The 26,063-nt window shown below is 66.5% G+C and carries 19 protein-coding genes; 15 read left to right on the top strand and 4 right to left on the bottom strand.

What is annotated here, in order from left to right; translation table 11 throughout:
* The 8 genes from NZU74_14130 to NZU74_14095 form a co-directional block, all read left to right on the top strand.
* Window positions 1-480, top strand: a 480-nt coding sequence (locus tag NZU74_14130; protein MCS6882468.1) for a UDP-glucose 6-dehydrogenase, incomplete at its 5' end; no start/stop codon positions are given.
* Window positions 481-757: 277 nt separating this feature from the next.
* Window positions 758-1,156: a holo-ACP synthase gene (acpS, locus tag NZU74_14125; protein ID MCS6882467.1), complete on the top strand. Its 399-nt coding sequence runs from the start codon at window positions 758-760 to the stop codon at window positions 1,154-1,156.
* Window positions 1,157-1,689: 533 nt separating this feature from the next.
* Window positions 1,690-3,324, top strand: a complete 1,635-nt coding sequence (locus tag NZU74_14120) for an NAD(P)H-hydrate dehydratase (GenBank protein MCS6882466.1) — start codon at window positions 1,690-1,692, stop codon at window positions 3,322-3,324.
* Window positions 3,325-3,375: 51 nt separating this feature from the next.
* Complete coding sequence (locus NZU74_14115; protein MCS6882465.1) at window positions 3,376-4,686, top strand: thymidine phosphorylase; 1,311 nt, start codon at window positions 3,376-3,378, stop codon at window positions 4,684-4,686.
* A 7-nt stretch (window positions 4,687-4,693) separates the two neighbouring features.
* Window positions 4,694-5,089, top strand: coding sequence for a zinc ribbon domain-containing protein (locus NZU74_14110; protein MCS6882464.1), 396 nt, complete (start codon window positions 4,694-4,696; stop codon window positions 5,087-5,089).
* 244 nt (window positions 5,090-5,333) lie between these two features.
* Window positions 5,334-6,317 carry a signal recognition particle-docking protein FtsY gene (ftsY, locus tag NZU74_14105; protein MCS6882463.1) on the top strand — a complete coding sequence of 328 codons (984 nt, stop codon included), beginning with the start codon at window positions 5,334-5,336 and terminating at the stop codon, window positions 6,315-6,317.
* A gap of 169 nt (window positions 6,318-6,486) precedes the next feature.
* Entirely contained in the window at window positions 6,487-6,639 is a 153-nt protein-coding gene (locus tag NZU74_14100; GenBank protein MCS6882462.1) for a hypothetical protein, read from the top strand.
* A complete protein-coding gene (locus NZU74_14095; protein ID MCS6882461.1) occupies window positions 6,632-7,054 on the top strand; it encodes a hypothetical protein in 423 nt (140 codons plus the stop codon). The genes NZU74_14100 and NZU74_14095 overlap by 8 nt, the downstream gene beginning before the upstream one ends.
* A 157-nt stretch (window positions 7,055-7,211) precedes the next feature.
* Here NZU74_14095 and NZU74_14090 read toward each other — a convergent pair whose 3' ends face one another.
* The gene (locus tag NZU74_14090) at window positions 7,212-10,487 is read right to left on the bottom strand and encodes a cyclic nucleotide-binding domain-containing protein (GenBank protein MCS6882460.1); all 3,276 of its coding nucleotides are present in this window, start codon (window positions 10,485-10,487) and stop codon (window positions 7,212-7,214) included.
* A gap of 262 nt (window positions 10,488-10,749) precedes the next feature.
* Between NZU74_14090 and NZU74_14085 the strand changes: the two genes are divergently transcribed.
* Both NZU74_14085 and NZU74_14080 read left to right on the top strand, forming a co-directional pair.
* Window positions 10,750-10,956, top strand: coding sequence for a hypothetical protein (locus tag NZU74_14085; GenBank protein MCS6882459.1), 207 nt, complete (start codon window positions 10,750-10,752; stop codon window positions 10,954-10,956).
* Window positions 10,957-11,335: 379 nt separating this feature from the next.
* Complete coding sequence (locus tag NZU74_14080; protein ID MCS6882458.1) at window positions 11,336-12,898, top strand: helix-turn-helix domain-containing protein; 1,563 nt, start codon at window positions 11,336-11,338, stop codon at window positions 12,896-12,898.
* 101 nt (window positions 12,899-12,999) lie between these two features.
* Here NZU74_14080 and NZU74_14075 read toward each other — a convergent pair whose 3' ends face one another.
* On the bottom strand, window positions 13,000-13,836 hold the full coding sequence (locus tag NZU74_14075; GenBank protein MCS6882457.1) for a lysophospholipase: 837 nt from the start codon (window positions 13,834-13,836) through the stop codon (window positions 13,000-13,002).
* A 274-nt stretch (window positions 13,837-14,110) separates the two neighbouring features.
* Window positions 14,111-16,174: a serine carboxypeptidase gene (locus NZU74_14070; protein MCS6882456.1), complete on the bottom strand. Its 2,064-nt coding sequence runs from the start codon at window positions 16,172-16,174 to the stop codon at window positions 14,111-14,113.
* Window positions 16,175-16,471: 297 nt separating this feature from the next.
* Here NZU74_14070 and NZU74_14065 point away from each other — a divergent pair, with 297 nt between their 5' ends.
* Entirely contained in the window at window positions 16,472-16,843 is a 372-nt protein-coding gene (locus NZU74_14065; GenBank protein ID MCS6882455.1) for a hypothetical protein, read from the top strand.
* 633 nt (window positions 16,844-17,476) lie between these two features.
* Here the strand turns inward: NZU74_14065 and ilvA are convergent.
* A complete protein-coding gene (gene ilvA, locus NZU74_14060) occupies window positions 17,477-18,988 on the bottom strand; it encodes a threonine ammonia-lyase, biosynthetic (protein MCS6882454.1) in 1,512 nt (503 codons plus the stop codon).
* Window positions 18,989-19,562: 574 nt separating this feature from the next.
* On the opposite strand from ilvA, the gene bchM reads away from it, so the two are divergent.
* The 4 genes from bchM (at window position 19,563) to bchH (ending at window position 25,823) form a co-directional block, all read left to right on the top strand.
* Window positions 19,563-20,246 carry a magnesium protoporphyrin IX methyltransferase gene (gene bchM, locus NZU74_14055; GenBank protein MCS6882453.1) on the top strand — a complete coding sequence of 228 codons (684 nt, stop codon included), beginning with the start codon at window positions 19,563-19,565 and terminating at the stop codon, window positions 20,244-20,246.
* A gap of 198 nt (window positions 20,247-20,444) precedes the next feature.
* Window positions 20,445-20,777 carry a hypothetical protein gene (locus tag NZU74_14050; protein MCS6882452.1) on the top strand — a complete coding sequence of 111 codons (333 nt, stop codon included), beginning with the start codon at window positions 20,445-20,447 and terminating at the stop codon, window positions 20,775-20,777.
* Window positions 20,778-20,854: 77 nt separating this feature from the next.
* Entirely contained in the window at window positions 20,855-21,964 is a 1,110-nt protein-coding gene (gene acsF, locus NZU74_14045) for a magnesium-protoporphyrin IX monomethyl ester (oxidative) cyclase (GenBank protein ID MCS6882451.1), read from the top strand.
* A gap of 16 nt (window positions 21,965-21,980) precedes the next feature.
* Window positions 21,981-25,823, top strand: coding sequence for a magnesium chelatase subunit H (gene bchH, locus NZU74_14040; GenBank protein ID MCS6882450.1), 3,843 nt, complete (start codon window positions 21,981-21,983; stop codon window positions 25,821-25,823).
* Window positions 25,824-26,063: the final 240 nt, after the last annotated feature.

Here is a 26,063-nt window from a genome sequence, read left to right as displayed (position 1 = left end):
ATGGCGGCCTCGGCGGGGTGCCACCCGCAGTTGTTGCAGGCGGTGATGGACATCAACCAGAGCGCCCGCGATCGCTTCATTGACAAGTTGCGCGATATCCTTGGCAGCTTTGAGGACGCGTTGATCGGCGTGCTGGGGTTGTCGTTCAAGCCGAATACCGATGATATGCGCGGGGCGCCCAGCGTGTATATCATTAATGCCCTGCAACAGGAAGGCGCGCGGATCAAGGCGTATGACCCGGTGGCGATGGAACGGGCCGCTGAGATCTTGCCCCGGGTAACCTACTGCGCCACCGCGCTCGATGTGGCCAAGGAGGCCGATGCGCTGTTGATCATTACCGAGTGGAATGAGTTCAAGCAATTGCCCTTCGAAAAGATCAAGAGGTACATGCGTCGCCCGATCATTCTGGATGGACGGAACATCTACGAGCCGGCGGAGATGGCCGCGAAGGGCTTTATCTATCGGGGCGTGGGCCGTTAGTAGTCTGTAAACAATGTTTTTCGCTAAAGCCCCGCCCTTCCCTGCCGGGAGAGGGCGTCCGGCTCCTCCCCCCGTAGGAGGGAGGCTGAAAGGGGGGCGGCAATCTAAGGAAACTTGACTTTCCCGACCAGTTAAGCGCTGCGTGGCTTTGCCGCGTTATGCTGAGCCACCGTCAGCTTCCCAGGACAGCCGCGCCCTCCCGGACCTTCCCTCCACGGCCCGCGTTCACCTCAAGCGCGGGGGCGCTGCACTCCTGGGACTATGTTTTGGGTTGCCGGTGATCTGCCACGGAGTTGACATCATCGAGGTCGCGCGCATTCGGCGCGCTGCGGAACGCTGGGGGATGCGCTTTCTCCGGCGCGTCTTTACTCCGACCGAACTGGCCGATTGTGGCATAGGGGGACCGGCGCCGCGCTATGAGTCGCTGGCGGCGCGCTGGGCGGCCAAGGAAGCCACGGCCAAGGCCCTCGGCGCCGGTCTGCGCGGTCCGGGCGGCAGTGCGACCGGTTTCCGCTTCCAGGAGATCGAGGTGATCCGCGGGGTGGATGGTCGTCCTGAGCTGCGCCTCTCCGGCGCGGCGGCTGCCGCTGCGGCCCGGGCGGGGTTGGGTTCGCTTACGCTCAGCCTCTCGCATACCCACGACCACGCCGTTGCCAGTGTAATCGGCCTGAGGTGAGGCGGGGAAACCTGGTTTCCCCATCCCGCTGCCGGTGGGCGATCGCCAGTGGCCCTCCCGCCCGGCAGATAGCCTGCCAGTGGGCCGGAGCCGACCTGGCCTCCGCTTTCGGCGATGGGTTGGGGACGGCCAGACCTTTTCTCCAGGGTGTTTTTTGTTGGTTCCGGTGGTGTAGGAGTCTGTAACGCAAGTTTCCTGGCCTTTCCGCCCCTCTCCCAGCCACTCTTCTCAGGTGTAGAGTTTTTCGAGCGAGAATCGGTTTTCAGCATTCCCATGCGCTTACGGTCTCACCCCCCCGCCCCCCTCTCCCGCTCGCGGGAGAGAGAGGAGCCGGGCGACCTCCCCCGGCGGAGGAAGGTTGGGGGTTTAGCAAACAACGTTGTTTACAGACTGGTCGTCGCCAGAACCGCCAAAAAACCTGGAGTCCGGGGCACGCCCCGACGACCTCGGAAAAGCCCCGGTCCACAGGGGTGCACACGCGACCAGCATAGAACGCCGTGGTAGAATACTGGGGTAACCTGGCAGGAGGAACCATGCGCCTGGCAACCACTGCGCAAATGCGCGCTCTGGAACAGGCCGCCGTAGATGCCGGGGCAACCTGGGATGGATTGATGGAGCAGGCGGGCTGGGGCGTGGCCCAGGAAGCCCTGCGCCTGCTCGGTCCGGCTGCGGGCCGGCGCGTCCTGATCCTCGTTGGTCCCGGCAACAACGGCGGCGACGGACTGGTCGCCGCTCGTCACCTCCATGATGCGGGCGCGGTAGTGACGCTGTACCTCTGGCGCCGGCGCTGCCCTGAGGGAGACGCAAACTGGCAGCGCTGCCGGACGCGCGCGATCCGCGAGACAGTCGCCGAGAGCGACCCGCGCCAGACGACCCTGCGCGATCTGGCGCAGGAGGCCGACCTGATTGTTGATGCGCTGCTGGGCATGGGCATCAGCCGGCCCCTCGAGGGCGAACTGGCAGCGATAGTCGAAACGGTCAATGCCGTGCGCGCGGAACGCGCGTCTACGCTGCGGGTGCTGGCGGTTGATCTTCCGACGGGTGTCAACTCCGATACGGGGGCAGTGGAGGGTGCGGCGATCCGCGCCGATGTGACGGTGGCGACCGGGCTGCCGAAACGCGGCCTGCTCCTGTTTCCCGGACGAGACCGTGTGGGCCGGCTGGTCCTGGCAGAGATCGGCATTCCGGCACATGCCCTGGAGGAGGTCATGAGCGCGATGCTGACGGCTGAGGAGGCGCGACGCCTGGCGCCCGCCCGTCCCGCCGATGCCCACAAGGGCAGCTTTGGCAAGGTGCTGGTGGTGGCCGGGTCGCTCAACTACCCCGGCGCGGCGTTCCTGGCCTGCGCCGGAGCAGCGCGAGTAGGCGCGGGGCTGGTGACGCTGGCGAGCGGGCGTACCGTCCTGCTGGCGGGCGGGCGCCCCCTTGAGGTGACGTTGCTGCCGCTGGCCGAGGGCGACTGGGGCGCCATCGGGCCGAATGCGGTGGAGGAGCTTGAGGAGCATCTGGCGGGCTACGCGGCGCTGTTGCTGGGCCCCGGCCTCGGCGCGGCTGAGTGCACCCGCGAGTTTGTACTCCGGCTCTTTGGCCTCGAACGCCCGCGCTCGAAGACCCGTGTCGGCTTCGTAGCCGGGACCCTGGCCGATGAGCCGGCGGTGGCGACCAAACTCGAGCAGTTGCCCCCCACGGTGCTCGACGCCGATGGGCTGAATATCCTGGCCACCGTTGAAGCATGGCACGAGCGCCTGCCACGCAAGCGCTTCGTGTTGACGCCGCACCCCGGCGAGATGCGGCGGTTGCTAAAGGTCGAATCCCTGCCGGGTGATCCGCTGGCGGTGGCGACGGACGCGGCCGCCCGCTGGGGCCAGGTGGTGGTGCTGAAGGGCGCGACAACGGTCATCGCGGCGCCCGATGGCCGCAGCCTGGTGTACAGCCAGCCCAACCCGGCCCTTGCCACCGCCGGGACCGGTGACGTGCTGGCCGGCGCGATTGCCGGGTTGCTCGGCCAGGGCCTGACGCTCTACGACGCGGCGGCCCTGGGGGTTTACCTCCACGGCGCGGCGGGGGCGCGGGTGCGCGAGGAACTGGGTGATGCCGGCACCCTGGCCAGCGACCTGCTGCCGCACCTGCCGCAGGCGCTCAAGGCCCTCAAGGAGACGGCGCGGTAACATCGGGGCAGAAAGGAGGGCCACCCTCCGGGTTGCCCTGACGGACCATCTATGAACGCGGTAGAGCTGATCGCCAAAAAGCGGGACGGGTACGCGCTCAGCAGCGAGGAGATCGCCTGGCTGATCGAGCAGTACGTCGCTGGAGCGATCCCCGATTATCAAATGAGCGCGTGGGCGATGGCCGTAGTGCTGCGCGGCATGGACGAACGGGAGACCGCCGATCTGACCATGGCCATGGCCCGCAGCGGCCGGATGCTCGACCTGCACGATCTGGCGCCAATCACCGTGGACAAGCACTCCACCGGCGGGATCGGCGACAAGACGACGCTGGTGGTCGCGCCGCTGGTAGCCGCGGTGGGCTTGCCGGTAGCTAAAATGAGCGGTCGCGCCCTCGGCTTCACCGGGGGCACGGTGGACAAGCTGGAGAGCATCCCCGGCTTCCGCGCCACCCTGGACGCCGATGAGTTCCGCCGCCTGGTGCGTGACGTGGGCCTGGTCGTGGCCGCGCAGAGCGAGGATCTGGCCCCGGCTGACAAGAAGTTCTACGCGCTGCGCGACGTCACCGCGACGGTCGAGTCCCTCCCGCTGATCGCCGCCAGTGTGATGAGCAAAAAACTTGCCGCCGGGGCGGATTGCCTGGTGCTGGACGTCAAGTACGGGCGCGGCGCCTTCATGCATACGCTCGAGGAGGCACGGGAGCTGGCCCGGCGCATGGTGGCGATTGGCCGCCGCGCGGGGCGGCGCGTGGCGGCGGTTATCAGTTCGATGCAACAGCCCCTCGGGTACAATATCGGCAATGCCCTGGAGGTGCGCGAGGCCATCGCTGCGCTACGCGGTCACGGCCCGGCAGATGTGGTGGAACTCAGCCTGATCCTCGGCGCGCAACTGGTGCAACTGGCCCGTCTCCGCGATAATGAGGCCGAGGCGCGGGCGTTGTTGCGCGAGGCCCTGGATCGCGGCGAGGCCTGGGCCAGGTTCCGCCAGATGGTGGCGGCCCAGGGCGGCGATGTGAGCTGCGTTGACGCCCCGGAACGTTTGCCCTCCGCTCCGGTGCAACGTGACGCGCCGGCGCCGCGCAGCGGCTATGTGACTGCGATTGACGGCATGGCCCTGGGCCTGGCCGTGAACGCCCTCGGCGGCGGACGCACGCACAAGGACGCCCCGATTGACCCGGCCGTGGGCCTGGTGCTGCGCGCCCGGATCGGCGACGCGGTCGTGGCGGGCGCGCCGCTGGCGACCATCCACGCCGCCAGTGACGCCGACGCGGAGCAGGTCCTGCCAGGACTGATCGCCGCCTTCACCCTCGGCGATGCGCCGGTGGCGCCGCCAGCGCTGGTGGAGGAGATCATCACGGAGGTTTGAAGAGCCTATGCCGATCTACGAATATCTCTGCCCGGAGTGCAATGGCAAATTTCAAAAACTCGTGCGCGGCTTCACCGACCCGCCGGGGCTGGCCTGCCCCCGCTGCGGCAGCGCCGAGGTGCGCCGCGCCGTCTCGCGCTTCGCCACCCTCAAGTCGGAGGACGACCGTATCGAGGCCCTCGCCGATCCCGCCAACCTTGCCGGCCTTGATGAGAGCGACCCGCGTTCAATCGCCCGCTGGGCCAAGCGCCTGGGCAAGGAACTGGGCGAGGACGCTGGCGAGGATTGGGACGAGATGGTAGACCAGATGCTCGAAGAGGAGCTTGAGGGCGAGGGCGTCGAAGAGGGCGAGGAGCGGCCCGGCGGCGCCTCAAAGAGCGTTGATGATCTGGGATGGGCCTGAGGTGTACGTGGAGTTGCCTCGTCGAAATGAAATGTTGCCCTGAAGGGCTTCGCTTTCCCCGATCCTCTCTTCCAGGAGGCGCCCGGAATAAACCGGGTTTCCCTGGAAGAGCGAAGCCCTCCCGAACCCTTCAGCGGGCAGGGGTATGGGGGGAACCCGGGCTTCCCCGGCCTGCGTTACCTTAATCATTGTCACGGGATAAAGATTGATTGCCTACCAGCCTGCGAAAGGATGCACATAACGCATGTTCAAACGACTCTTCGGGCGTCGCCAGGATGCCCCCCGCACCGAAGAAGAGGCCCAGCGCGAGGAAGAGCAGGTTGCTCAGAGTCTGGAGAAGTCGCGCCAGGGCGTGTTTGGGCGCATCGCGCAGTTGTTTCAGAGCGATGACCCCATCACCGATGAACTCTGGGACGAACTGGAAGAGGCGCTGATCCAGGGCGACGTGGGTCTGGAGACGACGCAATACCTGGTGAACCGGACGATTGACCGGGTAAACCGCTACGGCACGAAGCGCGCCCGCGAGGCGCGCGATATGCTCAAGGCGGAGATGGTGCGCGTGTTTCAGGAGCAGGTGAAACCGCCGCCCGCCATCACGCCCAGACCGTATGTGGTGCTGGTGGTAGGAGTGAATGGCGCGGGTAAAACCACCCTGATCGCCAAACTGGCCCATCGGTACAAGAACCGCTTCGGCAAGCGCGTTTTGTTGGCGGCGGGCGACACCTTCCGCGCCGCCGCCACCGAGCAGCTTGAGACGTGGGCCGAGCGTGCCGGCGTGCCCTGCGTCAGCCTCGGTCAGGGCGCCGACGCAGCAGCGGTGGTCTACAAGGCGATTGATGCCGCCCTGGAGCAGGACATAGACGTGTTGATCATTGACACTGCCGGCAGACTCCATGCCAAGTACAATCTGATGCAGGAACTGGAGAAGATCCGTAACATTATCGCCCGCAAGCTGCCCGACGCGCCCCATGAGGTCATTCTGGTGATTGACGCCACCACCGGGCAGAATGGGGTGCTGCAGGCCAAGGCCTTTCTCAAGTCGGCGGGGGTGACCGACGTAGCCGTTACCAAGATGGACGGAACCGCCAAGGGGGGCATCGCCTTCGCCATCGCCCAGGACATTCAGCGGCCCATTCGCTACCTGGGCACTGGCGAGAAGCTCGACGACCTGGCGCTGTTCGATGCGCAGGCCTTTGTTGACGCGCTGTTTGCTGAGAACCATCGCTGAGCGCTCGCAAGCTACGCCCTTCGGACGAGAGGGTTCGGGAGGGCTGCGTCGTTCCGAGAAACCCGTTTTCTATCCTGCGGGTGCCTGGCGAAGCCGCAGCGTATAGCAACATAAGCCTATGGCCGTCGAGATCGTGAAATGCCCTACCTGCAAGCAGAAACTTGCTATCATGGACTATGTGACCGAAGGCATGCTGGTGGTGTGCGCGAATCCAGAGTGCGGCACCAGCCTGCGCATCGTCGGACGGCGACCGCTGCGCGTGGAGGCGGTGCCTGAGGAAGAGACCTACACGCCCGATTACCGGCCCGAGTCTTATGGCTAACGGCAAGCTGCCGGGCGGAAATTTGCTCAAATGGCTGCTGATACTGGTCACCACTCTGCTGCTCGCCGGGTGTTTGCAGATCAGCGGCGAGACGACGACGATCGATCTGGGGCCAGATGGCGGCAATGTGAGCACCAGCTTCGTTGGCGCAGAGGGCAGCGAAGAACGCGCGGTAGCCCTGGATCGTCCGGGGGTTGCAGCGCAGGTGATCGTGATGGTCGAGGTGCGCTCTGGCGATCTGGAGGTGAGCCTGTTGCAGCCCGACGGCGCGGTGGCCTTTGCGACGGCCTCGCGCCCCGGCGCCCAGGTCACGCGCTCGGGGACGGTGCGCACTGATGCGGCGGGGCGCATTCGCTACCGGGTGAGCGCCCGCGGCGCCCGTGACGGGGCGTTTCAGTTGTTTGTACAGTTATAACTCTGTAGGGTTCCACGCGGCTGCGCCGGCACGCAAGCCGGAGGATCAGGTTTCCGTCCGGGACGCCTGGCTTCCCCAAAACTTGTGTACCGGGTGAGGGACGTCGGTCCTCACCCTCCCCCGCCTCGCTGCGCTCGGCGCGGGAGAGTGAGAACCATCACCTGAGCAGCGCGGCGAGCGCCGTGTGAGGAACCGCAACCAGGTCTACCGGGCTGGCGGCGACCACGCTGGCAGTGGCCGGGCCACCACGCATGAGTTCAACATCACCGAATAGCTCGGTCGGCCCCAGGCGCGCAATGAGCCGCGGCGCGGCACCGTCGTCGCGGCGCACCATGGCGACCTGCCCGCTAACGATGACGAACAGATGCTGCTGAGTCTGCCCCTGACGGACGATTAACGTGCGCGCCGGGACACGCAGCGCTCGAGCCTGGGCAGCGAGCTGGCGCAGGACAGCCCGGGGCAGGGCCTGGAAAAAGGGCGTGCGTTCCAGGGCGCGCACGATCATCGCAGGACCCTGGTCAGGATTGGTGCGCGGTGCGATTCGCCGCAGATCGGCGTTGCTCACGAAGAGCACTACGCTGTCAACGCTGGCGCGGTACTCGCGAGAGGAGGCGCGCGCCTCGTCATCTTCAGCGCCAAAGATTGCGCCGCGGTGCAGTTCGGCCACTACGCGGCCCTGCTCGCGCACCACCACTTCGCCCGCTTCGATGATCCACTGGCCCGCTACCGGCTGCCCGTTGACCATGAGGCGCGTACCGGCGCGGACGTGGCGCCGTTGCAGAGCGTCGGCGAGGGCGTGCAGTTCGGCGTCATCGCAGGCGGCGAAGCGTTCGACGTCACGCAACAGGCGCAGGCGCGCGGCCCGGGCATCGCCAAAGGCCCGCGAAAGCTGCCGCGCCCAGGGCGTGTGCGGAAAGCAGCGCCGGTCGGCCACCTCGCGTTCGGGCCACGGCAGGGCGTCGTAGGCGGCCTGGATGCTGCGACGGGCGAAGGTGAGGCCGGCAAGCTGTTCGATGGCCGCTACCGTGTAGCGCAGGACCTCGGCATAGCGCGCGCCCTGCACATCGAGAGGCGCCGCGGCGAGGGTCGCCCCGATGCGGGCCTCGTCACGGTCAAGGGTGACGTCCCAGTTGGCGGTTGCCGCCACGATGTCCAGGCGGTCATCGAGGGCGCGGGCGCGTCGCCCGCCATGGTAGGCGTGGAACATCAGGTACAGCCCGGCATACGTGTATTGAAAGGCGCGTTGTAGCCGTTCGGCCTCGCTGCCCGCGGGAGCTGCGGGCCACAGCCGCTCCTGCGGGCCGATCTGCCGCAGAGCGACCACGTGCGAGCACCAGGCCGCCGTCCACAGTCCCGCGGCCAGAATGGCGGCGCTTTGTCCTGCCGGAGCGGCGCGCAGCCGCGGGTCAAGCTCCAGCGCATAGGCCGCCGTCTGGACGGCAATGCCCGGCCAGAGCAGCAACCAGCTCCACACCAGCCACGAGGCGCGCATACTGGCGATGAGCGGCAACAGCAACGCCAGTGCGGCCGCGCCACAGTACACCGGCGCCGCGACGAGCACCTGCAGCGCGAAGGGAGCAGCAGGCCGGGCCACCCGCGCCAGCTCGATGGTGAAGCCGCCGCTGAGAAAGGCCACGACCAGGAGCAGGGCGCTGCTGGCCAGTTCCAGGGGCGAGGCCAGGCGCAGGTCCACATCGAGCAGAGCGATGAAGCCGGCGAAGAAGAGCAGAGCGAAGCCGGCGTTCTGGAGGAACGACCAGAGCAAGGCCCGTTCTGGATAGAGGAAGCCGCCGCTCAGCGCGAGGATTTCGAGGGCCGTAACCAGCAGAAATGCGTCGAGGGCGCGGGCCAGGGTGGCGCGGCGGTAGTCGTTGCGCAGGGTGATCTGGGCCGCCAGGGCCGCGCACCAGAGCAGCGGGGCGATCAGAGCCGTCTCGGCGCTGCGCCCGAAGCGCAGGGGCAACGCGGTAAGGGCCAGAACAAAGATGGTTAGCACGGCGGCGACGAAGGCCGGGCTGCGCCCGTAGCCACGCCGCGCCAGCCAGGCGGCAGCAACATGGATGAGCCACCACGCCGCCAGCAGCAGGCCCAGGCCCAGGGGAACCATCACCACCGCCACGATGACAACCGCCACCAGGCGATTGAGCGGCCCGCCGGCCCACAGCGCTCCAAGGATGCGCGCCAGATGCGCCTGCCAGAACACCAGGGCCAGCGCCACCGCCAGGGTGGTATAGGCCGCCGCGAACAGACCGTAGAGGGCGTAGACCCGCTCCGTCGGGGCCAGGGGCGCGCCAGCGCGCAGTTTCCGCCACAGGGGGCCGCTGATGAACCTCAGGGCCTCGCGGCGCAGGTTGGGCATCCCCAGCCAGTCGCTGAGGATGTGGTAGCCGTCCAGCTCCAGCAGCGGGTTGAGGTTGCACAACGCCGCCAGGTAGGCCGCCACCGCCAGGGTGTAGGCCGCCGCGCCCGGAGCGCCTGCGGGCAGCAACGCCGCTGCCAGGGCCGCCGTCGAGCCTACCAGCAGGTCGCAGAGCGGCCCCGCCAGCGAGACGATGATGCGCGCGCGGCGCCCGGCCAGCCACATGTCGCTCGTGTCCACAAAGGCTGCGGGCATGCCATAGTAGATCATCACGCCGCCGCGCGGAATGCGCCGCCCGAAATGCTTTACTGCCAGCGCATGGGCCAGTTCGTGCAGCACAAAGGATACCAGCAGCGCCCCCCAGAGGGCCAGCAGGCTCCACCCCGCATTGGCGGCGTCAATCACCGCGTAGCGTCCCGTGCCGGCCACTACGGCAAAGGCGCTGCACCCGGCCAGGACCAGGAGCGCCAGCAGGACGACAAATGGGCGGGTGAAGAACAGCCGGCCGCCGCGGCGGTAGAGCGCGCCCGCCAGCGCATCAATCCCCTCGATGGGGATCGGGTGCGCTTGCAGGGCGCCGGCGATGCGACGGCCCCAGCCCTCGAGACTGCGCTGTTCGAGACGCTGCTGCAGCCCACGGTAGAGGTCCGCTGGCGGATCGTCGAGAAAGCCGCCGCGGCGCAGGCTCTCAACCAGATCCAGCACCGGCAGCAGGCGCCCGAAGCGCTTGAAGCCCAGCAACGCCAGTTGCTCCAGGGTATGCTCGCCATCCATTGCCAACCAGAGAACGTGCTCGGCGCTGGTCAGACGCACATACTCGCCCGCAGGGCTGCGCAGGGCGACAACGGTCTCGCCGTTCTCGACCAGGGTTTCCTCGGTTACGCCCGCAACCGGACGAGGGCGGTAGTAGCGCCGGTCGGTGCGCGATTGCAGCCCCGTCCAGACGCCCGTCGCGGCCGGCGCCGCCTGTGCGTCCAGACGCCGCTTCAGGTCGCCATACAGCTCGCCTGGAGCATTGAGCGCGCTGAGGCGCGCTGCCAGGGTCGTCCAGAAACCTCCGCGCCGGTAATTCATAGTCCTGGGTGGTTGATCGCTGCCACGTGATGCCAAGATACCCCCCATCGGGCACGGGCGCCGGGAAACCAGGCCTCCCCGCCGCGATCCGCAGGGTTGCGCCGCCACAGGCGCTCTCCAGCGGAGGCGTGGGGAGCGTTATTCCCTAATCTTACTCTCATCTGCTTCTCATCAACGATAGAGAACCAACTTTCTGGTTGCAACGTCATGATAAATGATCAGGGAGGGAGCAACTGTAAGCGGGAGAGAAGGAGCTAGAAACATGCACGATTGTGTGGTAACCCTGACCGCAGATCTGCGTGTATGGCAGGACGAGCGTCTGGGGCGGCGCTGGCGGGTCGCTTATCGTGAAGGCGATGAAGAGATGGTGGTCAGCTTTCCGGATACCGAGGCTCTGGGCGATTTTATCGCCGAACGCTTCGGGTTGGCGCTGCTTGAGCAGCCCGAGCCAGCGCTGCTGGCGGCGTAATATCATTGCCGATAGCCGTGTCCGGCGTCCCACCGATACCTGGCGATGATGTGCATGCACGTCCTTCAAAGGAGATTGGCACAAGGCCCACATAGCTACAAAGTAGTTTTTACTGACTCAGACGAGATAAATCTCGTGCCTTCCCCCGTTGGCCCACCGCGGCGTGACAGGAGCGAGGTTGCTCCTGCCCCTCTGCCGCCTGACAGCAATCCTCGTTGAACAGAGCGGATACGCATCATTGCCCGGTCTCATTGGGAGAGGGCTGCTGCAACGTCTCTTCGACGGCGCTCCAGTCCTGGCTATACGACCAGGGCGCGGTGTTTGATTCACCTCGCGTGCTATAATTTCAGGTAAGAGAATTGCCACAAGGCCAGCACGCATGCCGTCCGTCATTACCGTTCGCGATGTTCTACGCCTGGCTCTCCCTGCGGGCACCGAGGTTGTCGCCGGGAGCGCGGGAATAGGGCGCCAGGTCAACTGGGTAGCGACCCTGCGCGCCACGCTGCCTGCCTTCGCCGAGTTGCGCGGTGGCGAACTGGCGCTGTTGTCGGTCGAGGCGGCCCTCGCCCTCGACTCGCGGCTCAACCTGGCGACGCTGGTGCGCCGGCTGGGCAGCGCCCCGGTGCCGGTGGCAGGGGTGGCGGCTCTGGGTGAGATCAAGCCCGACGACATCGCCGCCGCCGAGGAGGTGCGGCTGCCCCTGCTGAAACTGCCCGACAGAGTCGATCTGCGCGATGTCGAGCGCGAGATTACCCGGCTGATCACCGACTATGAGGCCCAGTTTGAACGGCGCAGCGCCCAGCTCTATGACCTGCTGACCCAGCGTTCGCTGGCCGGGCAGGGGGTGCCGGGCCTGCTCGAGGTGCTGGCCGAGCGCACCGGGCAGAGTGTGGCCTGCTTCGCCCCCAACGGCGAGTTGCGCGCCCAGCGCGGTCGCGGCTCGGCCCGGGTGGCCCTGCAGGCCCTGCGCCCCAACGGGCGCGGAATGACCACGCTGCTCAACCAGCAGATCTGGGTCGAGCCGATTGGATCGGGCGACGTGCCGGCGGGCTATCTGGCCATTGCCGGCGCCACCCTCGATGACTGGGATCGCGAAGCGGCGCAGCGCGGCGCCGCAGCCCTGGCCCTGGAACTGGCCAAGGAGCAGGCGGTTCAGGCCGCCGAGGAACGCCTGCGCGGCGACTTTGTCGCGGGCATCCTCTTCGGGCAGCCGGGAGACGTGACCGCCGCAATGCAACGCGGCCAGGAACTGGGGTACAACCTCGCCGCCCCGCACGTCGCCATGATCCTGACGGTCGAGGACGCCGGCCCCGAGGTGCTTGCCCGCCTGAGCGCCGCGCTGCAAAACGAACTGGCGCGCCGCAACGTGAGCGCGCCTATTTCGCGCCGTGAGAGCAGCATCCTCTGTATGCTGCCGGCGACGGGCGCGATGCGCGTGCGTGACCTGGTTGAGCAGTTGCGCGAGCGTCTATCGCAAACCTTTCCCAGACTGACGCTGGCGCTCGGCACGCCCGCCTCCGGGCTGAACGAGTGGCGCCGCTCGGTGGAAGAAGCCGAGCAGGCCCTGCTGCTGGGGCGCCAGCTCTTCGGCTCCGGACGGGTCCTCGCCTTCTCCGATCTGGGAGTCTATCGCCTGCTGGTGCGGTTGCGTGAAACCCCGGAACTCTGGACGTTCTACCGCGAGACGCTGTCGCGGCTGGCCGATTACGACCATCGCCAGGGCGCCGAGTTGCTGAAGACCCTCGAAGCCTATTTTAACCACCTGGGCAATCTGCGCGCCACTTCGGAGGCGCTCCACGTTCACCGAAATACGCTGCTGTACCGTCTCGAACGGATCAAAGAGATCAGCGGGATGGATCTGGACAACGCCGAGGAGTACTTCGCCCTGTGGCTGGCGCTGCGGGCGCACCGCATCCTCTCGACGCTGGAGGAGCCGGCGTAGGGGAGTCCTCACCCTCCCCCAACTCCCTCCCTCTCCGCCTGTGGTGGAGAGGGAGGGGGCGCCGAGCGCAGCGAGGCGGGGGAGGGTGAGGAGCAGCGTCCTCACATCGGCAGCAGGACCCCGGCGGTCTCGCGGGCGAAGCGCTCGATCGCCTCGGCGGCGACGGGCCAGGCCGGGTCAAGCATCAGATCATGAGCGGCCCCCGGCACGACAACCAGTTGAGCGTTGTAGGCCCGAGCCGTCTCCCGCTGGACGGCCAGGTCGAAGATCGCGTCGCGTTCGGCGGCGATTACCAGCACCGGCACGCGGCAGGCGGCAGGGCGGGGGCGCAGAAGCATACTGCTGAGGGCGACCAGGGGCGGTTCGGCCACCAGGCGGGCGCGATGCCGCTCCAGTTCCGCATCGGGGATGTCGGGACGGAAGAGAGCCTGGCGCACGACCGCGGGCTCACGGCGCAACAGGGCCGGCAGGTTGACCATGGGCGCGCCACGCAGCCCGCGGTCGAGAAAATAGGCCCCGATGTTCGTCGGCGAGCTGCACAGCAGCACCGCCCCGGCCAGCGGGGGGCGCGGCCCGACGACCCCGGTGATCAGCAGTTGCACCACGTAGCCCCCGGCGCTGTGCCCGACCACAATGGGCTGCCTGCCCACCGCAGCAATTGCGCCGCGCACCTCGCGCGCATAGTCGAGGATCGTCGAGCGCCGATATCCTGGCGGCGCCGGACTGCCGCCGTGCCCCCGGACGCTGATGGCATGCACCTCGAAGCCGCGCGCCGCCAGGTCCTCCCGCGCCGCCTCCCAGCACCACGCCCCGTGCCAGGCGCCGTGGATTAGCAGCAGCGGCGCGCGATAGCGCCGCTGCACGGGGTAGCTGGTGAGATGTTCGAGAGCCGTCATGGCGTCTTGACTGGTCTGTAACGTCGGTTCGTCGGCAACCACCCGCCCCCTCCCCTGCTCTCAGGTGCAGGGTTTTTCGAGCGAGAAGGGGTTTTTGGCATTCCAATGCGCTTATGACCCTCACCCCCCCACCCCCCTCTTCCGCTCGTGGGAGAGGGGGGTGGGGGGCGTCCCAATGCCCCGGATGGCGCATGCGACGCGAGAATGCGCCGAAAAACCCTACGCTTGAGAAGAAGCAGGGAGGGGGGGCGGAAAGGCAAGGAAACCTCGTTCACAGACAATTGAATGATGCGGCGAATAACCCTTTCGCCCCTCCTCACATCTCGACATGCTCCGCGGGCAGCCCGAGCTGCCGGCGGCGTTCTTCGGTCAGGCGACGCTTCTCGGCGATCATTTCGTCGGTCACGTACACGCCGAAGGAGCGCAGGCGGGCCAGTTGCAGGCCGTGCTTGTGCCAGAGGCGATACATCTCTTTGACCCGCTCCATCTCGATGTTGCGTCCGAGGGTGTAATCCTCGAACTTGCCCTCCATGGCCAGCAACGCCGTCTCGGAGAGACAGGCGTAGGCTGTGCCAGGAGGCATATCAATATCGAAGCCGAAATCAGGCTCGCCGGGCAGCACGATTTCGCCGCTCTCCACTACCAGCACATCGGGGCGGCGGGCGGCATCCTCTTCCTTCACATCGGGGGGACGGGCCACGTCGCACACCACGGCGCCGGGCTTCAGCTTGTCAATATTGATCACCCGCCCAGTGAGCGAACTGGTCGTCGTAATGACCAGATCAGCATCGCCAAGATAGGCGTCGGGATGGGTCGCGGCGATAACGCGGGCGCCGGGCGTCTCGCGCTCGATCTGCTGCTTGAGGTCCAGGAGGCGCTCGGGGCGGGGGGCGATCAGCACCACGTCGCGCACGGCCTGGGCCAGCAGGCGCGCGCACACCGAGCCGATCGAGCCGGTCGCGCCGATGACCATAGCGCGGACCTTTTCGGGTCGCCCGCCTTTCATTAGCAGCACAGCCTGTTTGGCTGCTTCCAGGGTGGCCGCCACAGTGAGCGAGTTGCCTGAAGTGATGCCGATATCGCTCTTCTGGGCCACAGTGATCCCCGCGTCGCCGACCACCGAAGTGAACGCGCCGAGCCCCATGATCTGGGCGCCCATCTTCTCGGCCATCCGCGCGGCGCGGATGAGCCGCCGGTAGGTGAAACTCGGTGGGCGGCGCATCATCTCCCGCGGCGTGGCGCCGAGGGTCAGCAGAATGCCCTCGACCTCCTCGCCTGTGGCCGCCGAGCGAATGCCGCGAATGCGCGAGAGGTAGAGAGGCGGAATGTAGGCAGCGACCCGCTCAACCAGGCGCGGCGGCAGATAGCGCGTCCAGCGGAAGCGGGGATCGTTGGCGATCAGACTGGTGCGCAGGGGGTGGATCACGAAGGCAAACTTCGGCTTTGGTCGCGGATTCAGCTCCTGCACATGCGCGCCCCAACCCGTGGCGGAGATGAAATCCAGCACCTCGGCCTCGCCGGGCTGCGCGCCGGTTTCCTGAATGGCCGTAACCATCGCCTCCAGCACATCGGCGGAAACGAAGGGCCGCGGCGCAGGCGCGCCGTCAAGATCGGTGAACGGCGGCGTCATCGTGACCAGCGTCACCACGCCGCGCTGGCGCAGGTCCTCGATCTCGGCGGGCGAGGGGTCGTCGGTCACGATGGTCTTGCCGCGGAGGTCCTGGGGGGCGAAGCGGCGAATAAAGGCAAAATCGCCAGCGATCACTTCGGCCCAGCGGAAGAGGCCCTCAGCGCGGGGATCGTAGCCCTCCTGGCCCAGGGCAACGGGATGCAGCAGGCGGTAGGGCAACAGCGCCGTGATGGGCAGAGTGGTGGCGGCGTAGAGTTCGAGCTGTTCCAGGGAGCGCGGCACGGGCAGAGAAGGCAGCCCGATGTGCACAATCGGATCGGCGAAGCGCAACTCGCCGCCATACTGGGCGATCGCAGCGGCCAGTTGGTAGCGTTCGATGCCGCTGGTGAAGAGTATCTTCTTGTAACGAAAGATGCCCGGAACTTGCCGGGCAGCCTGGGCGACGACCCAGCGTTCCAGAGTGGCCTTGATCACCCCGCCGTCCACTACTGGCGTCCGGTGAGCCTGGGCGGCGATATGCACAGCCTCCTGGTGGGGATAGCGCGCCGCGCCCACCCGGAAGACCGGCGTAAGGCCGCCCAGGCCAATCGCGTCCACGCGCCCATCGAAGGCGCGGATCATCTCGGCGGCGCGCGCGGCCTCGCCGTTAACGCCGATGCGCTCGACCTCGATCGCACGCCCGAGGATGGACGTCGTAAAGCGGTAATCGCGGGTCGAGGAACCCAGACTGATGCTCACGATGCGCTTCATTGCGCGCTCCTCATTCAGGGTATGCTGCACATGGTCAATTAGCTCACTGCTGCGGTGACGCCAGTATAGCACGGAAAAGAGAGGCGGGGAAACCGGGTCTCCCCACCCCTGGCCGCCGGTCTCGGGCGCGGTCGTTTTTCACCTCAGGAACCGGGCGTCGCCGGGAAAAAAAGGAAACCGTGTACGTTTGTCACTACAGGAAGTCCGTGTGTCTGTTCGGAAAACCTGATTCGACCTTTCGACAGTCCAGACAGACCCTCAGACTTCAGGCGCATTAGTAGAAAGGATAGCACCATAATGACACAGACTTCGCCACTGATGTACCAGACGGATGATCCTGAGTACTTGCAGAACAAGGTGCTCTGGACCACGGCGATCCTCGGGGCGAGCTATTCTGGAATGCTGGCAGTGCTGGAACGGGCGCTGCCCATCAAACCCACATGGGTGGCGCTGGAAGTGATCGGCGGGGTGCTGCTGGTCGGTCTGCCGGTGCGCTGGATCGCCCGGCAGGGCGGCTCGAAACTGACCTGGCGCGACTACGAGCGGCTGGTCATAGCGGGGTTCGTGGGCGCAGGGGCGCCGATCCTCATCTGGCAGGCCATCGAGTACGGTCTGCTGCAGCAGCGCCGGGCGCGCCAGGAGAGGGGCGAGGAGTCGCCGGGCGCTTAAAGGCGGGGCGGAGCGCAGGGCGTTCAGTTTGCCCCGATGGTTTCACGCAGAAGGGTCTGGGAGGTGGTAGCAGCTCTTCCAGACCCTTCTCTTGCTTGCTCAAGCGGCGCCTCGCCGGCAAAAAAGGGCGAACTTCGCGCCGGTCCTGCTACTGAAAAAAGTCTTGTAGCGCCTCATACGCCAGGGTGCTGGTAGACACGAACGTCCTGGTCTACGCCTATGATCGCTCGGAAGCCGAGAAGCAGCGGCGAGCCCTGGATGTTCTCGATCCGCTGGCCGTCAGTAGTTCAGGCGCGCTCAGCACCCAGGTGCTATCGGAGTTTTTTGTGGCTGTCGCGCAGAAAATTGCCGCTCCTCTTGCCGTACCAGATGCCAGCGAGGAGTCGGGCGTCCCAATGCCCCGGATGGCGCACGCGACGCGAGGATGCGCCGGAAAACCCTGCACCTGAGAACTCCCGGCCTCCCCCGTCGGGGGAGGCGCCGGACGCCCGCCGCCAGCGGGGGAGGGTTAGAGAGGGGGCAGGTTGAGCAAAAACCTTCGTTCACATGCTAATAAGTCGGAAACTACGCGTTCCCGGATGTGCCGTTTATTCACCCGGAGGGGGATAGCAAAACCCGGTTTCCCTCTCCCCCTTATGTGAGAAAAGCATGGTAGGCCGGGTTATCGCTCTGGTCAACATAGTGGTACCCCAGGCGATCAAGGGAGGCGTGAAAGCGGTCGAGGTCGGCGTCGGGCACCTGAATGCCGGCCAGGACGCGACCGTGGGCGCTGCCGTGGTTACGGTAGTGAAACAGGCTGATATTCCAGGACTCATCGAGCGACTCGAGAAACTGGAGCAGCGCGCCGGGACGTTCGGGGAACTGGAAGCTGTAGAGGCGCTCGTTGACGGCCTCGGGGGCGCGCCCGCCGACCATGTGCCGCAGATGCACAATCGCCAGCTCGTTGCTGGTGAGGTCGAGCACCTCATAGCCGCGGGAGAGCAGGCGGGCGATGGTCGCGGCGCGCTCTTCGGGATGGGCCAGCTCGATGCCCACGAAGACGCGGGCGTCGGGGCGGGGGGCGTAGCGGTAGTTGAACTCGGTGATATTGTGACGCCCCAGGTCGCGGCAAAAACGCTTGAATGAACCGGGGCGTTCGGGAATGGTGACGGCCAGCAGGGCCTCGCGCTGCTCGCCGATTTCAGCCCGCTCAACCACATGCCGCAGGCGCCCGAAGTTAACGTTCGCGCCGCAGGTGAGAGCCACCAGGGCCTCGTCGCGCACCCCCCGTTCGGTGACGAACCGCTTCAGCCCGGCGACGGCCAGGGCGCCGGCCGGTTCCTGAATGCTCCGCGTGTCCTCGAACACATCTTTGATCGCCGCGCAGACCTCATCGGTCGTGACTCGCACGATCTCGTCCACATACTCGCGCACCAGGCGGAAGGTATGCTCGCCGACCCGCCGCACTGCCACACCGTCAACGAAGATGCCGACATTGGCGAGCGTGACCCGCTCGCCGGCGCGCAGGCTCTGGTACATAGCGTCGGCGTCATCCGGTTCGACCCCGATCACCGCAATCTCCGGATTGATGCTTTTGAGAAAGACCGCGATGCCCGCGGCCAGCCCGCCGCCGCCGACGGGCACGAAGACGCGGTAGCGTTCGGCGCGCATCTGCTGGGAAATTTCCAGACCGATGGTGCCCTGGCCGGCAATAACCAGCGGGTCGTCGTAGGGGTGAATAAAGGTCAGTCCGAGTTGCCGTTGCAGGCTGTAGGCATGGGCTTCGGCGTCGCTGTAGCTGTCGCCGTGGAGCACCACCTCGGCCCCGCGGGCGCGGCAGGCGTTGACCTTGATCTCCGGCGTGGTGACCGGCATCACAATGACTGCGCGGATGCCGAGGCGCTGGGCGGAGAAGGCCACCCCCTGGGCATGGTTGCCGGCGGAGGCGGTGATCACGCCTCGCCGCTGTTCCTCCGGCGGCAGGTGGGCGATGCGATTGTAGGCCCCGCGGAGCTTGAAGGAAAAGATAGGCTGGAGATCCTCGCGCTTGAAGAACACCTGGTTGTTCAGGCGGACGGAGAGGCCCGGCGCGAGTTGAAGGGGCGTTTCAACGGCAACGTCGTAGACCCGGCTGGTGAGAATGCGTTGCAGGTATTCGATGTTCAAGGTTCGCTCTCTTTATCGTGGCTACTCCAACGAGACCTCGCCGCGGCGGGAATGGCGGGGCAGAGGCCCCCGCGCGCTTTACCCCTTTCCGGTGGGATGCGGCAAAGCCGCGCCCTACAGGGAGTTTAGAGAGAGTCAGACCCTCTGCGCCACTCCGCCGCGCCCGGCTGCGCGGGCGCACCGGACGCCCAGCGGACGGCGAGCATGTGCGCCATTATACCGGCATAGCGCATCTGTCAGTGCGAGCAACCCGGAGCGCCGCGGGAGCCTGCGCATCCAGGGATAGACGCTGTAATCCCGGCGATGGGCGCCGCAGCCCCGGGGGCTGCTGACGCCTGTCCGGGTGACAAATTGTTCCTGGTAAGCAAGATCCGTCAACCGTTTGCACAGAACCAAACGATCTGAAGGAAAATTTTACCCCTTCAGAAAGCCTTGAATCGCCGCTTCAACCTTTTGTCCACCTTTTGCATATAGTGTGCTGGTGTTGACTTTTATGCTATAATCGCGATGCAAGATCGTAGTATATAGTTCGCACTACGAAATTCCCCCTAGCCAGCGAATGCTGAGATCGGACGTGGACACCACCCGGCACAAAGCGCGTTTACGCCAGTATTTCGATGGGGTAGGCTTTGAGCGCTGGTCGGCCATCTATGGCGAGGCGCGGCTCTCGCCCATTCGCCGTTCGATCCGCGACGGGCACACGCAGATGCTGGCCCTCGCGGAGACATGGCTGGATGCCGAGGGGCGGGGCCGCGACGGCGCGGCGCTCGACGCCGGGTGCGGCACCGGTCTGTTCAGTCTGGCCCTGGCCCGCCGGGGCATGCAAGTAACCGCGGTGGACCTGGCGCCGCAGATGGCTGCGGCCACGCGGGCCGCGGCTGAAGCCGCCGGGCTGGCGGGGCGCATTGACGTGCTGGTCGCCGATCTGGAGGAGCTGCAGGGGCGCTTCGCCGTAGTGGCGTGCTTTGATGTGCTTATCCATTACCCGCCCGGGCCGTTTGAGCAGATGCTGCGCCACCTGATTGATCGCTGCTCGGATACGCTGCTCTTTACCTACGCCCCGTACAGCCCGTTGCTCGCGGCGATGCATCGCGTGGGCGCCTTTTTTCCCCACAGCCAGCGCCGTACCGATATTCAAATGATCCGCGACGACCTGGTGCGCGCCACCCTCGCCGCTGGCGGCATGTCCATCCGCCGCGCCCGGCGCATCAGCAGCGGCTTCTATCACGTCACGCTCGTCCAGGCCATGCGCACCTGAACAGGTCATGTTCGCGCTGCGGCGAATGCCTGTCACGCGCGGAAGGGTTGGGGAGGGCTGCGCCCTCTCAAGAAAAACTCTTTTCATTTGTTTGTTCTACGATTGGTCATGCAGCTTCATTCCATCAAGACAGCGTTCAATATTTTTGGGCGATTGCAGTCCATAATCTGTACTACGTTGCACAAAGAAAGGGGGCCTATGCGCAAGCTTTTCGGAGTGGCGCTGGCGGCGGCGGCAGGGTATGCGCTCTGGCGCTGGTACAAGCGCGAGACGTTGCAGGAGGGCGAAGGCACGGTGCACTTGCAGAGCGAGCACGAGCATTTCCACCTGCATGTCGATCTGCCGCCAGGGATGGAGATCCAGCCGGGCGACACCCTGGAAATCGTCTCGCTGCCGCGCATCAATGGCCAGACCCATGGCGAGATTACCTACACCAGTCCCATCAAGCTCTACAAGGCGAGCTGGTTGCGGCGCAACCTGATAAAGAAGAGCAGCCTGGTCGAGGTGAACGAACTGGTGGAACACCCCTGACGCCATTTCGGATTGCGGATTGCCGCATATGGCGTCCTGGCGAGACCTGGCGATCCTGGGATCGATAAGGAGAAGCTATGGAGCAGATGCCGGATCTGAGCGTCACAACGCGCCATGCCCTGCAGGAGGCCATCCTTACCCCGCGCTTTTACACCACTGATTTTAAGGCCATTGACGCGCTGGATATTGATCGCAATGGTCTACGCGATGAGTTTGAGTGGATCCGCGAGGAGTTTGAGCGCGATTATAACCGCAATCACTTCAAGCGCACCGAGGAGTTCCTGGCCAACTTCGATGATATGCCCGCGCGGCAGTTGTTCATCGAGTTCCTCGAGCGCTCCTGCACCGCGGAGTTCTCCGGCTGCATCCTCTATGCCGAGATGGTCAAGCATCTGAAGGACCCGACGCTGCGCTCGATCTTCCGGTGCATGAGCCGCGATGAGGGCCGCCACGCCGGCTTCCTCAACAAGACCATGGCCGACCTGAACGTGGCGCTTGACCTGAGCGTGCTCCAGAAGCGGAAAAAGTACACCTACTTCCAGCCGAAGTTTATCTTCTATACCGTCTATCTCTCCGAAAAGATCGGCTATTCACGGTATATCACGATCTACCGACACCTGGAGAAGCATCCCGACCGCATCATCCACCCGATTTTCAAGTGGTTCGAGCAGTGGTGCAACGATGAGTACCGCCACGGCGAGTTCTTCTCCATGCTGATGCGCAGCCAGCCCGAACTGCTGAACAAACCTGCCAACCGGCGCTGGATCCGCTTCTTCCTCCTGGCGGTGTACGCCACGATGTACTTGAATGATTCGCGCCGCGCCGATTTCTACCGCGCCCTGGGCCTCGACTGGCGCCAGTATGACCAGGAGGTGATCCGCCTCTGCAACCGGATCGCCACCCAGGTCTATCCCGAGACCCTGCCGGTGGATGATCCGCGCTTCTTCCGCCATCTCGACAGGGCCGCCGAGTACGATGTGCGCGCCAATGAACTGGCCAACCGCGGCGGCGCAGTGAACCAGGCCCAGGCCGCTCGCCTGCGGGCCGGGATTGTGCTGCGCCTGCTGGCGACCTACCGCCTGCCGCCCCTGCCCACCAGGGAGACGACGAAGTGGCGTGGTCTGGAGGGCTTCCCGAACTACCCCGGTCCGGGCTGGCAGGCCCGGCGCGTGGCCGCCGCGGATTAAGCAATGAGGAACGCCGATGCGCATCGTCTTTCTCACCATTGATGGCAACCACGCCGCCGCCCTCCGCCAGGCCGCGGCGCGGCTGCGCGCCGAGCACGGGGTCGCTATGACCCCGGCGTGCTACGACGCCGCCTCGCTGCGCGATGAGGACGGCTGGCAGCGCCTGGAACGCGACGTCAAGGGAGCAGCGTTCATTTTCGGCGCGCGCCTCTTCGGCGAGGACTATGTGCGCCCATTGGAGCGCCTGCTCGAACGGGCCGCCTGTCCGGTGTTGATCATCACCTCGAACCCGGCGCTCATTCGCCAGACGCGCATCGGCAAGTTCGTGCTGGCGGCCCGCGAGAGCGAGGAGGCCAGCGGCCCCCTGCGCCAGTGGATCAAGAAGCTGCGGCCCCAGGGCGGCGCGGGCGAGGCGCGCCGCCAGCTGGCCGTGCTGCGCAACCTCTCGCGGGTGCTGCGCCTCATCCCCGGCAAGGCCCGCGATCTCTACACCTATATCGTCGCCCATCAGTACTGGACCAATGCCTCGCCGGAAAACCTCTACCGGCTGATCTGCCTGCTGATCGAAGCCTACGTGCCCGGCTACAAGGGCAAATTGCCCATCCTCGACCCGGTCAGTTACCCCGAGCAGGCGCTGATCCACCCCGACGCGCCGGCGCCCTTCGAGACCCTGGCGGCCTATGAGCAGTGGCGCGCAAGCCGCGCCCGCGCGGCGGGCAAAAAGGGCGGCCCGGCGGCCTGGCAGGGGGCGGTGGGCGTCCTGGCCCTGCGCACGGTGGCCCTGAGCGGCAACACGGCCCATCTCGACGCCCTGGCGCGGGCGCTGGAGGCGCGGGGGCTGGAGGCGCGCATGGCCTACGCTTCGGGCCTGGATATGCGCCCGGCGATTGAGGCCTTCTTCACCGCCGCGCCCGAGGCCCGCGGCTGGCGCAAGAAGGCCCCCGCCAGCGAGCCGCGCCGGGCAACGGTGGACCTGCTGGTCAACGCCTCGGGCTTCGCCCTGGTCGGCGGCCCCGCCGAGAGCCGCCCGGCCGACGCACGGGCCGCCCTCGAGGCCCTCGATGTCGGCTACTTCGCCCCGGTGCCCCTGGCCTTCCAGCGGGTGGAGGACTGGCGCGCCGATTGGGGCGGGCTGGCCCCGGTGCAGGCGGCCCTGAGCATCGCCGTGCCCGAACTGGAGGGCGCCGCCGAGCCGATCGTCTTTGGCGGCCCCACCGCCCGCGCCGAGGCCTTTGTGCCCGCCCAACCCGAGGTCGAGTTGATCGCCGACCGGATCGCCCGCCGGGTGGCCCTGCGGCGCACCCCCAACCACGAGAAGCGCCTGGCCCTCGTGCTCTTTAGCTTCCCGCCGAACCTCGGCAACGTGGGCACGGCCGCCTACCTCGATGTCTTCCGTAGCGTCTACGCCATTCTGCGGGCGCTCAAGGAGCGGGGGTACACGGTGGATCTGCCTGCCGATGCCGAGGAGTTGCGCCAGATGGTAATCGAGGGGCGCGGGGACCCCGCCGCCTCGCCGTTGCTCCACGGGACCGACGCCGCCGTGGCAGGGTTCCTCAGCGTGGAGGATTACCGGCGCCTCTTCCCGGCCTACACTGAGATTGAGCCTCACTGGGGCCGCGCCCCCGGCGAGTTGCTCAGCGATGGCCGGCGCCTGCGCATCCTGGGGCGGCGCTTTGGCAACATTTTCGTCGGCGTGCAGCCGCCCTTTGGCTACGAGCGCGACCCGATGCGCATGCTCATGGCCCGCGACGCCGCGCCAAACCACGCCTTCGCCGCCTTCTACACCTGGTTGCGGCATGAGTTCCGGGCCCATGCGGTCATCCACGTCGGCACCCACGGCGCGCTGGAGTTCATGCCCGGCAAGCAGTCGGGCCTGAGCGCCGATTGCTGGCCCGCCCGGCTGATCGGCGATCTGCCCAACTTCTACCTCTACAGCGTTAACAACCCAAGCGAAGCGGCCATCGCCAAGCGCCGCAGCGGCGCGACGCTGATCAGCTACCTGGTGCCGCCGCTGCAACAGGCCGGCCTCTACAAGGGCCTGCGCCAGTTGAAGGACGCTATTGACGCCTACCGGCAGCGTCCCGATGCGGGGATGCTGGCCACCATCCGCGAACTGGCCGGGAAGCTGGGCCTCGGCGCCGACGCGCCCGTCAGAGCAGACTCCGAGACAGACTACCTGGCCCATCTCAGCCACGAGTTGTTGCAGATCGAGCAGCGCATGATCCCCGCCGGCCTGCACGTCTTCGGCGCACCGCCCTCGACCGAAGAACTGGTGGATCTGCTGGCCCTCACCGCGACCTTCCAGCGCTTCAGGCTGCGCGGTGAGGAGACGACCCTGCCGGCCCTCGTCGCCCGGAGCATGGGGCTGGATTACGCGGCGCTGCGTGAGCGCATGGCCGGCGATTTGCAGGCCCAGGAATCCTGGCGCGCGGTTGAAGCTCGCTGCAAAGAGAGCATCCGGCGCTTTGTGGGCGGAGCGCCGCTGGAGGTCGGCGGGTACGCCCCGGGCGACCTGGCGCCGCTGGCTCATTTCCTTGGCGACCTGCTTGCGCGACTGACGAGCGATCAGGAGATGGCCGGGCTGTTGCACGCCCTCGAGGGCGGATTTGTGCGCCCCTCGCCGAGCAACGACATCGTGCGCGACCCCGACGTCGTGCCTACGGGGCGCAACGTCTACAGCCTTGACCCGGCCCGCGCGCCCTCGGCAGCGGCGGTGGAGCGAGCCATGCGCCTGACCGAGGAACTGCTGGCCCGCGCAGTCGCCGAAGGCGGCGCGCTGCCGGAGAGCGTCGCAGTGGTGCTCTGGGGCAGCGACAACCTCAAGAGCGACTGTGAAGGCGTGGCCCAGGTGCTGGCGCTGATGGGCGTGCGTCCCGTGCCCGACGAGCTGGGCAACGTGACCGACGTGGCCCTGATCCCCCTCGCGGAACTGGGCCGCCCGCGCATTGACGTAGTAGTGACGGTCAGCGGCATCTTCCGCGACCTGCTGGGGGGCCAGATGCGCCTGATTGACCGAGCCGCCCGGCTGGCGGCCATGGCCGATGAGCCGCCCGAGGCCAACTTCGTGCGCCGCAATGCCCTGGCCCAGGCCGCGGCCCTGGGCGTGCCGCTGGAGGAGGCGGCCACCCGCGTCTTCGCCAATGCGCCGGGCAGCTACGGCAGCCACGTCAACCACCTGATTGAAAGCGGTTCGTGGGAGGACGACAGCCAGATCAGCGACGCCTTCCTCAGCCGCAAGAGCTTCACGCTGGGCAAAGGCGGCGAATGGAAGGACTCGCGGCCCCTGCTCGAACGAGCCCTGGCGGGAGTGCAGCTCACCTTCCAGAACATTGACAGCTTCGAGGTGGGCATCTCCGACATTGACACCTACTACGAGAGCCTCGGCGGCGTCACCAAGAGCATCGAGCGTCTGAGCGGCAAGCGCCCCGAGGTGCTGGTGTCGGACGCGGTGACCACCGGCGGCAGCCGCGTGAGCACCTTGAGCCAGATGGTGCGCCTGGAGACGCGGGCCAAGCTGCTCAATCCGAAATGGTATGAAGCCATGCTGGCCCACGGCTACGAGGGCGCCCGCGAGATCGAGACGCGCCTGAACAACACCTATGGCTGGAGCGCCACCACCGGCGCGGTGGAAGGCTGGGTCTACCAGAGCGTCGCTGAAACCTACGCCCTCGACGACGAGATGCGCGAACGGCTCGCACGGCTCAACCCCCACGCTGCAGCGGGGATGGTGCGCCGGCTGCTGGAGGCCAGCGGGCGCGGCTTCTGGGACGCCGACGACGAGACCCTCGACCGCCTGCGCGCGATCTACGAAGATCTAGAGGATCGGCTGGAGGGGATCGTCGCCGGCGGTGCGGCGTAGGGGGAAAACAGCCTCCCTCCCCCGGTGGGGGAGGGTTGGGGAGGGAACGACGCTGCCAGGAAGCGATTTCCTCGCAGCTCATCGAAACTCAATAATTCTTGACAAAGAATTAACAAGAATTGTGATGATTTACGTAGAATTGTGATCGTATCACCACCCGTTGCGGAGGTTTCTTCACCGGGGGTGGCGGATGGCGCAGGTATAGTGCAAAGCAATGGCGAGCCAGCGCGCCCGACGCGC

The sequence above is a fragment of the Chloroflexaceae bacterium genome, from assembly GCA_025057155.1.
Taxonomy (GTDB): Bacteria; Chloroflexota; Chloroflexia; order Chloroflexales; family Chloroflexaceae; genus JACAEO01.
Note: the sequence above shows the minus strand (reverse complement) of the source record. Positions and strands in the feature narration are given on the sequence as shown.

Excerpts from the sequence above, each read along its gene's own strand:
- NZU74_14110 (MCS6882464.1), top strand. The coding sequence starts at position 4,694 with ATGCCGATCTACGAATATCTCTGCCCGGAGTGCAATGGCAAATTTCAA.
- NZU74_14080 (MCS6882458.1), top strand. The coding sequence starts at position 11,336 with ATGCCGTCCGTCATTACCGTTCGCGATGTTCTACGCCTGGCTCTCCCT.
- NZU74_14070 (MCS6882456.1), bottom strand. The coding sequence starts at position 16,174 with ATGAAGCGCATCGTGAGCATCAGTCTGGGTTCCTCGACCCGCGATTAC.
- NZU74_14100 (MCS6882462.1), top strand. The coding sequence starts at position 6,487 with ATGGACTATGTGACCGAAGGCATGCTGGTGGTGTGCGCGAATCCAGAG.
- ftsY (MCS6882463.1), top strand. The coding sequence starts at position 5,334 with ATGTTCAAACGACTCTTCGGGCGTCGCCAGGATGCCCCCCGCACCGAA.
- NZU74_14095 (MCS6882461.1), top strand. The coding sequence starts at position 6,632 with ATGGCTAACGGCAAGCTGCCGGGCGGAAATTTGCTCAAATGGCTGCTG.
- NZU74_14090 (MCS6882460.1), bottom strand. The coding sequence starts at position 10,487 with ATGAATTACCGGCGCGGAGGTTTCTGGACGACCCTGGCAGCGCGCCTC.
- NZU74_14120 (MCS6882466.1), top strand. The coding sequence starts at position 1,690 with ATGCGCCTGGCAACCACTGCGCAAATGCGCGCTCTGGAACAGGCCGCC.
- NZU74_14050 (MCS6882452.1), top strand. The coding sequence starts at position 20,445 with ATGCGCAAGCTTTTCGGAGTGGCGCTGGCGGCGGCGGCAGGGTATGCG.
- acsF (MCS6882451.1), top strand. The coding sequence starts at position 20,855 with ATGGAGCAGATGCCGGATCTGAGCGTCACAACGCGCCATGCCCTGCAG.
- NZU74_14065 (MCS6882455.1), top strand. The coding sequence starts at position 16,472 with ATGACACAGACTTCGCCACTGATGTACCAGACGGATGATCCTGAGTAC.
- NZU74_14085 (MCS6882459.1), top strand. The coding sequence starts at position 10,750 with ATGCACGATTGTGTGGTAACCCTGACCGCAGATCTGCGTGTATGGCAG.
- bchH (MCS6882450.1), top strand. The coding sequence starts at position 21,981 with ATGCGCATCGTCTTTCTCACCATTGATGGCAACCACGCCGCCGCCCTC.
- NZU74_14115 (MCS6882465.1), top strand. The coding sequence starts at position 3,376 with ATGAACGCGGTAGAGCTGATCGCCAAAAAGCGGGACGGGTACGCGCTC.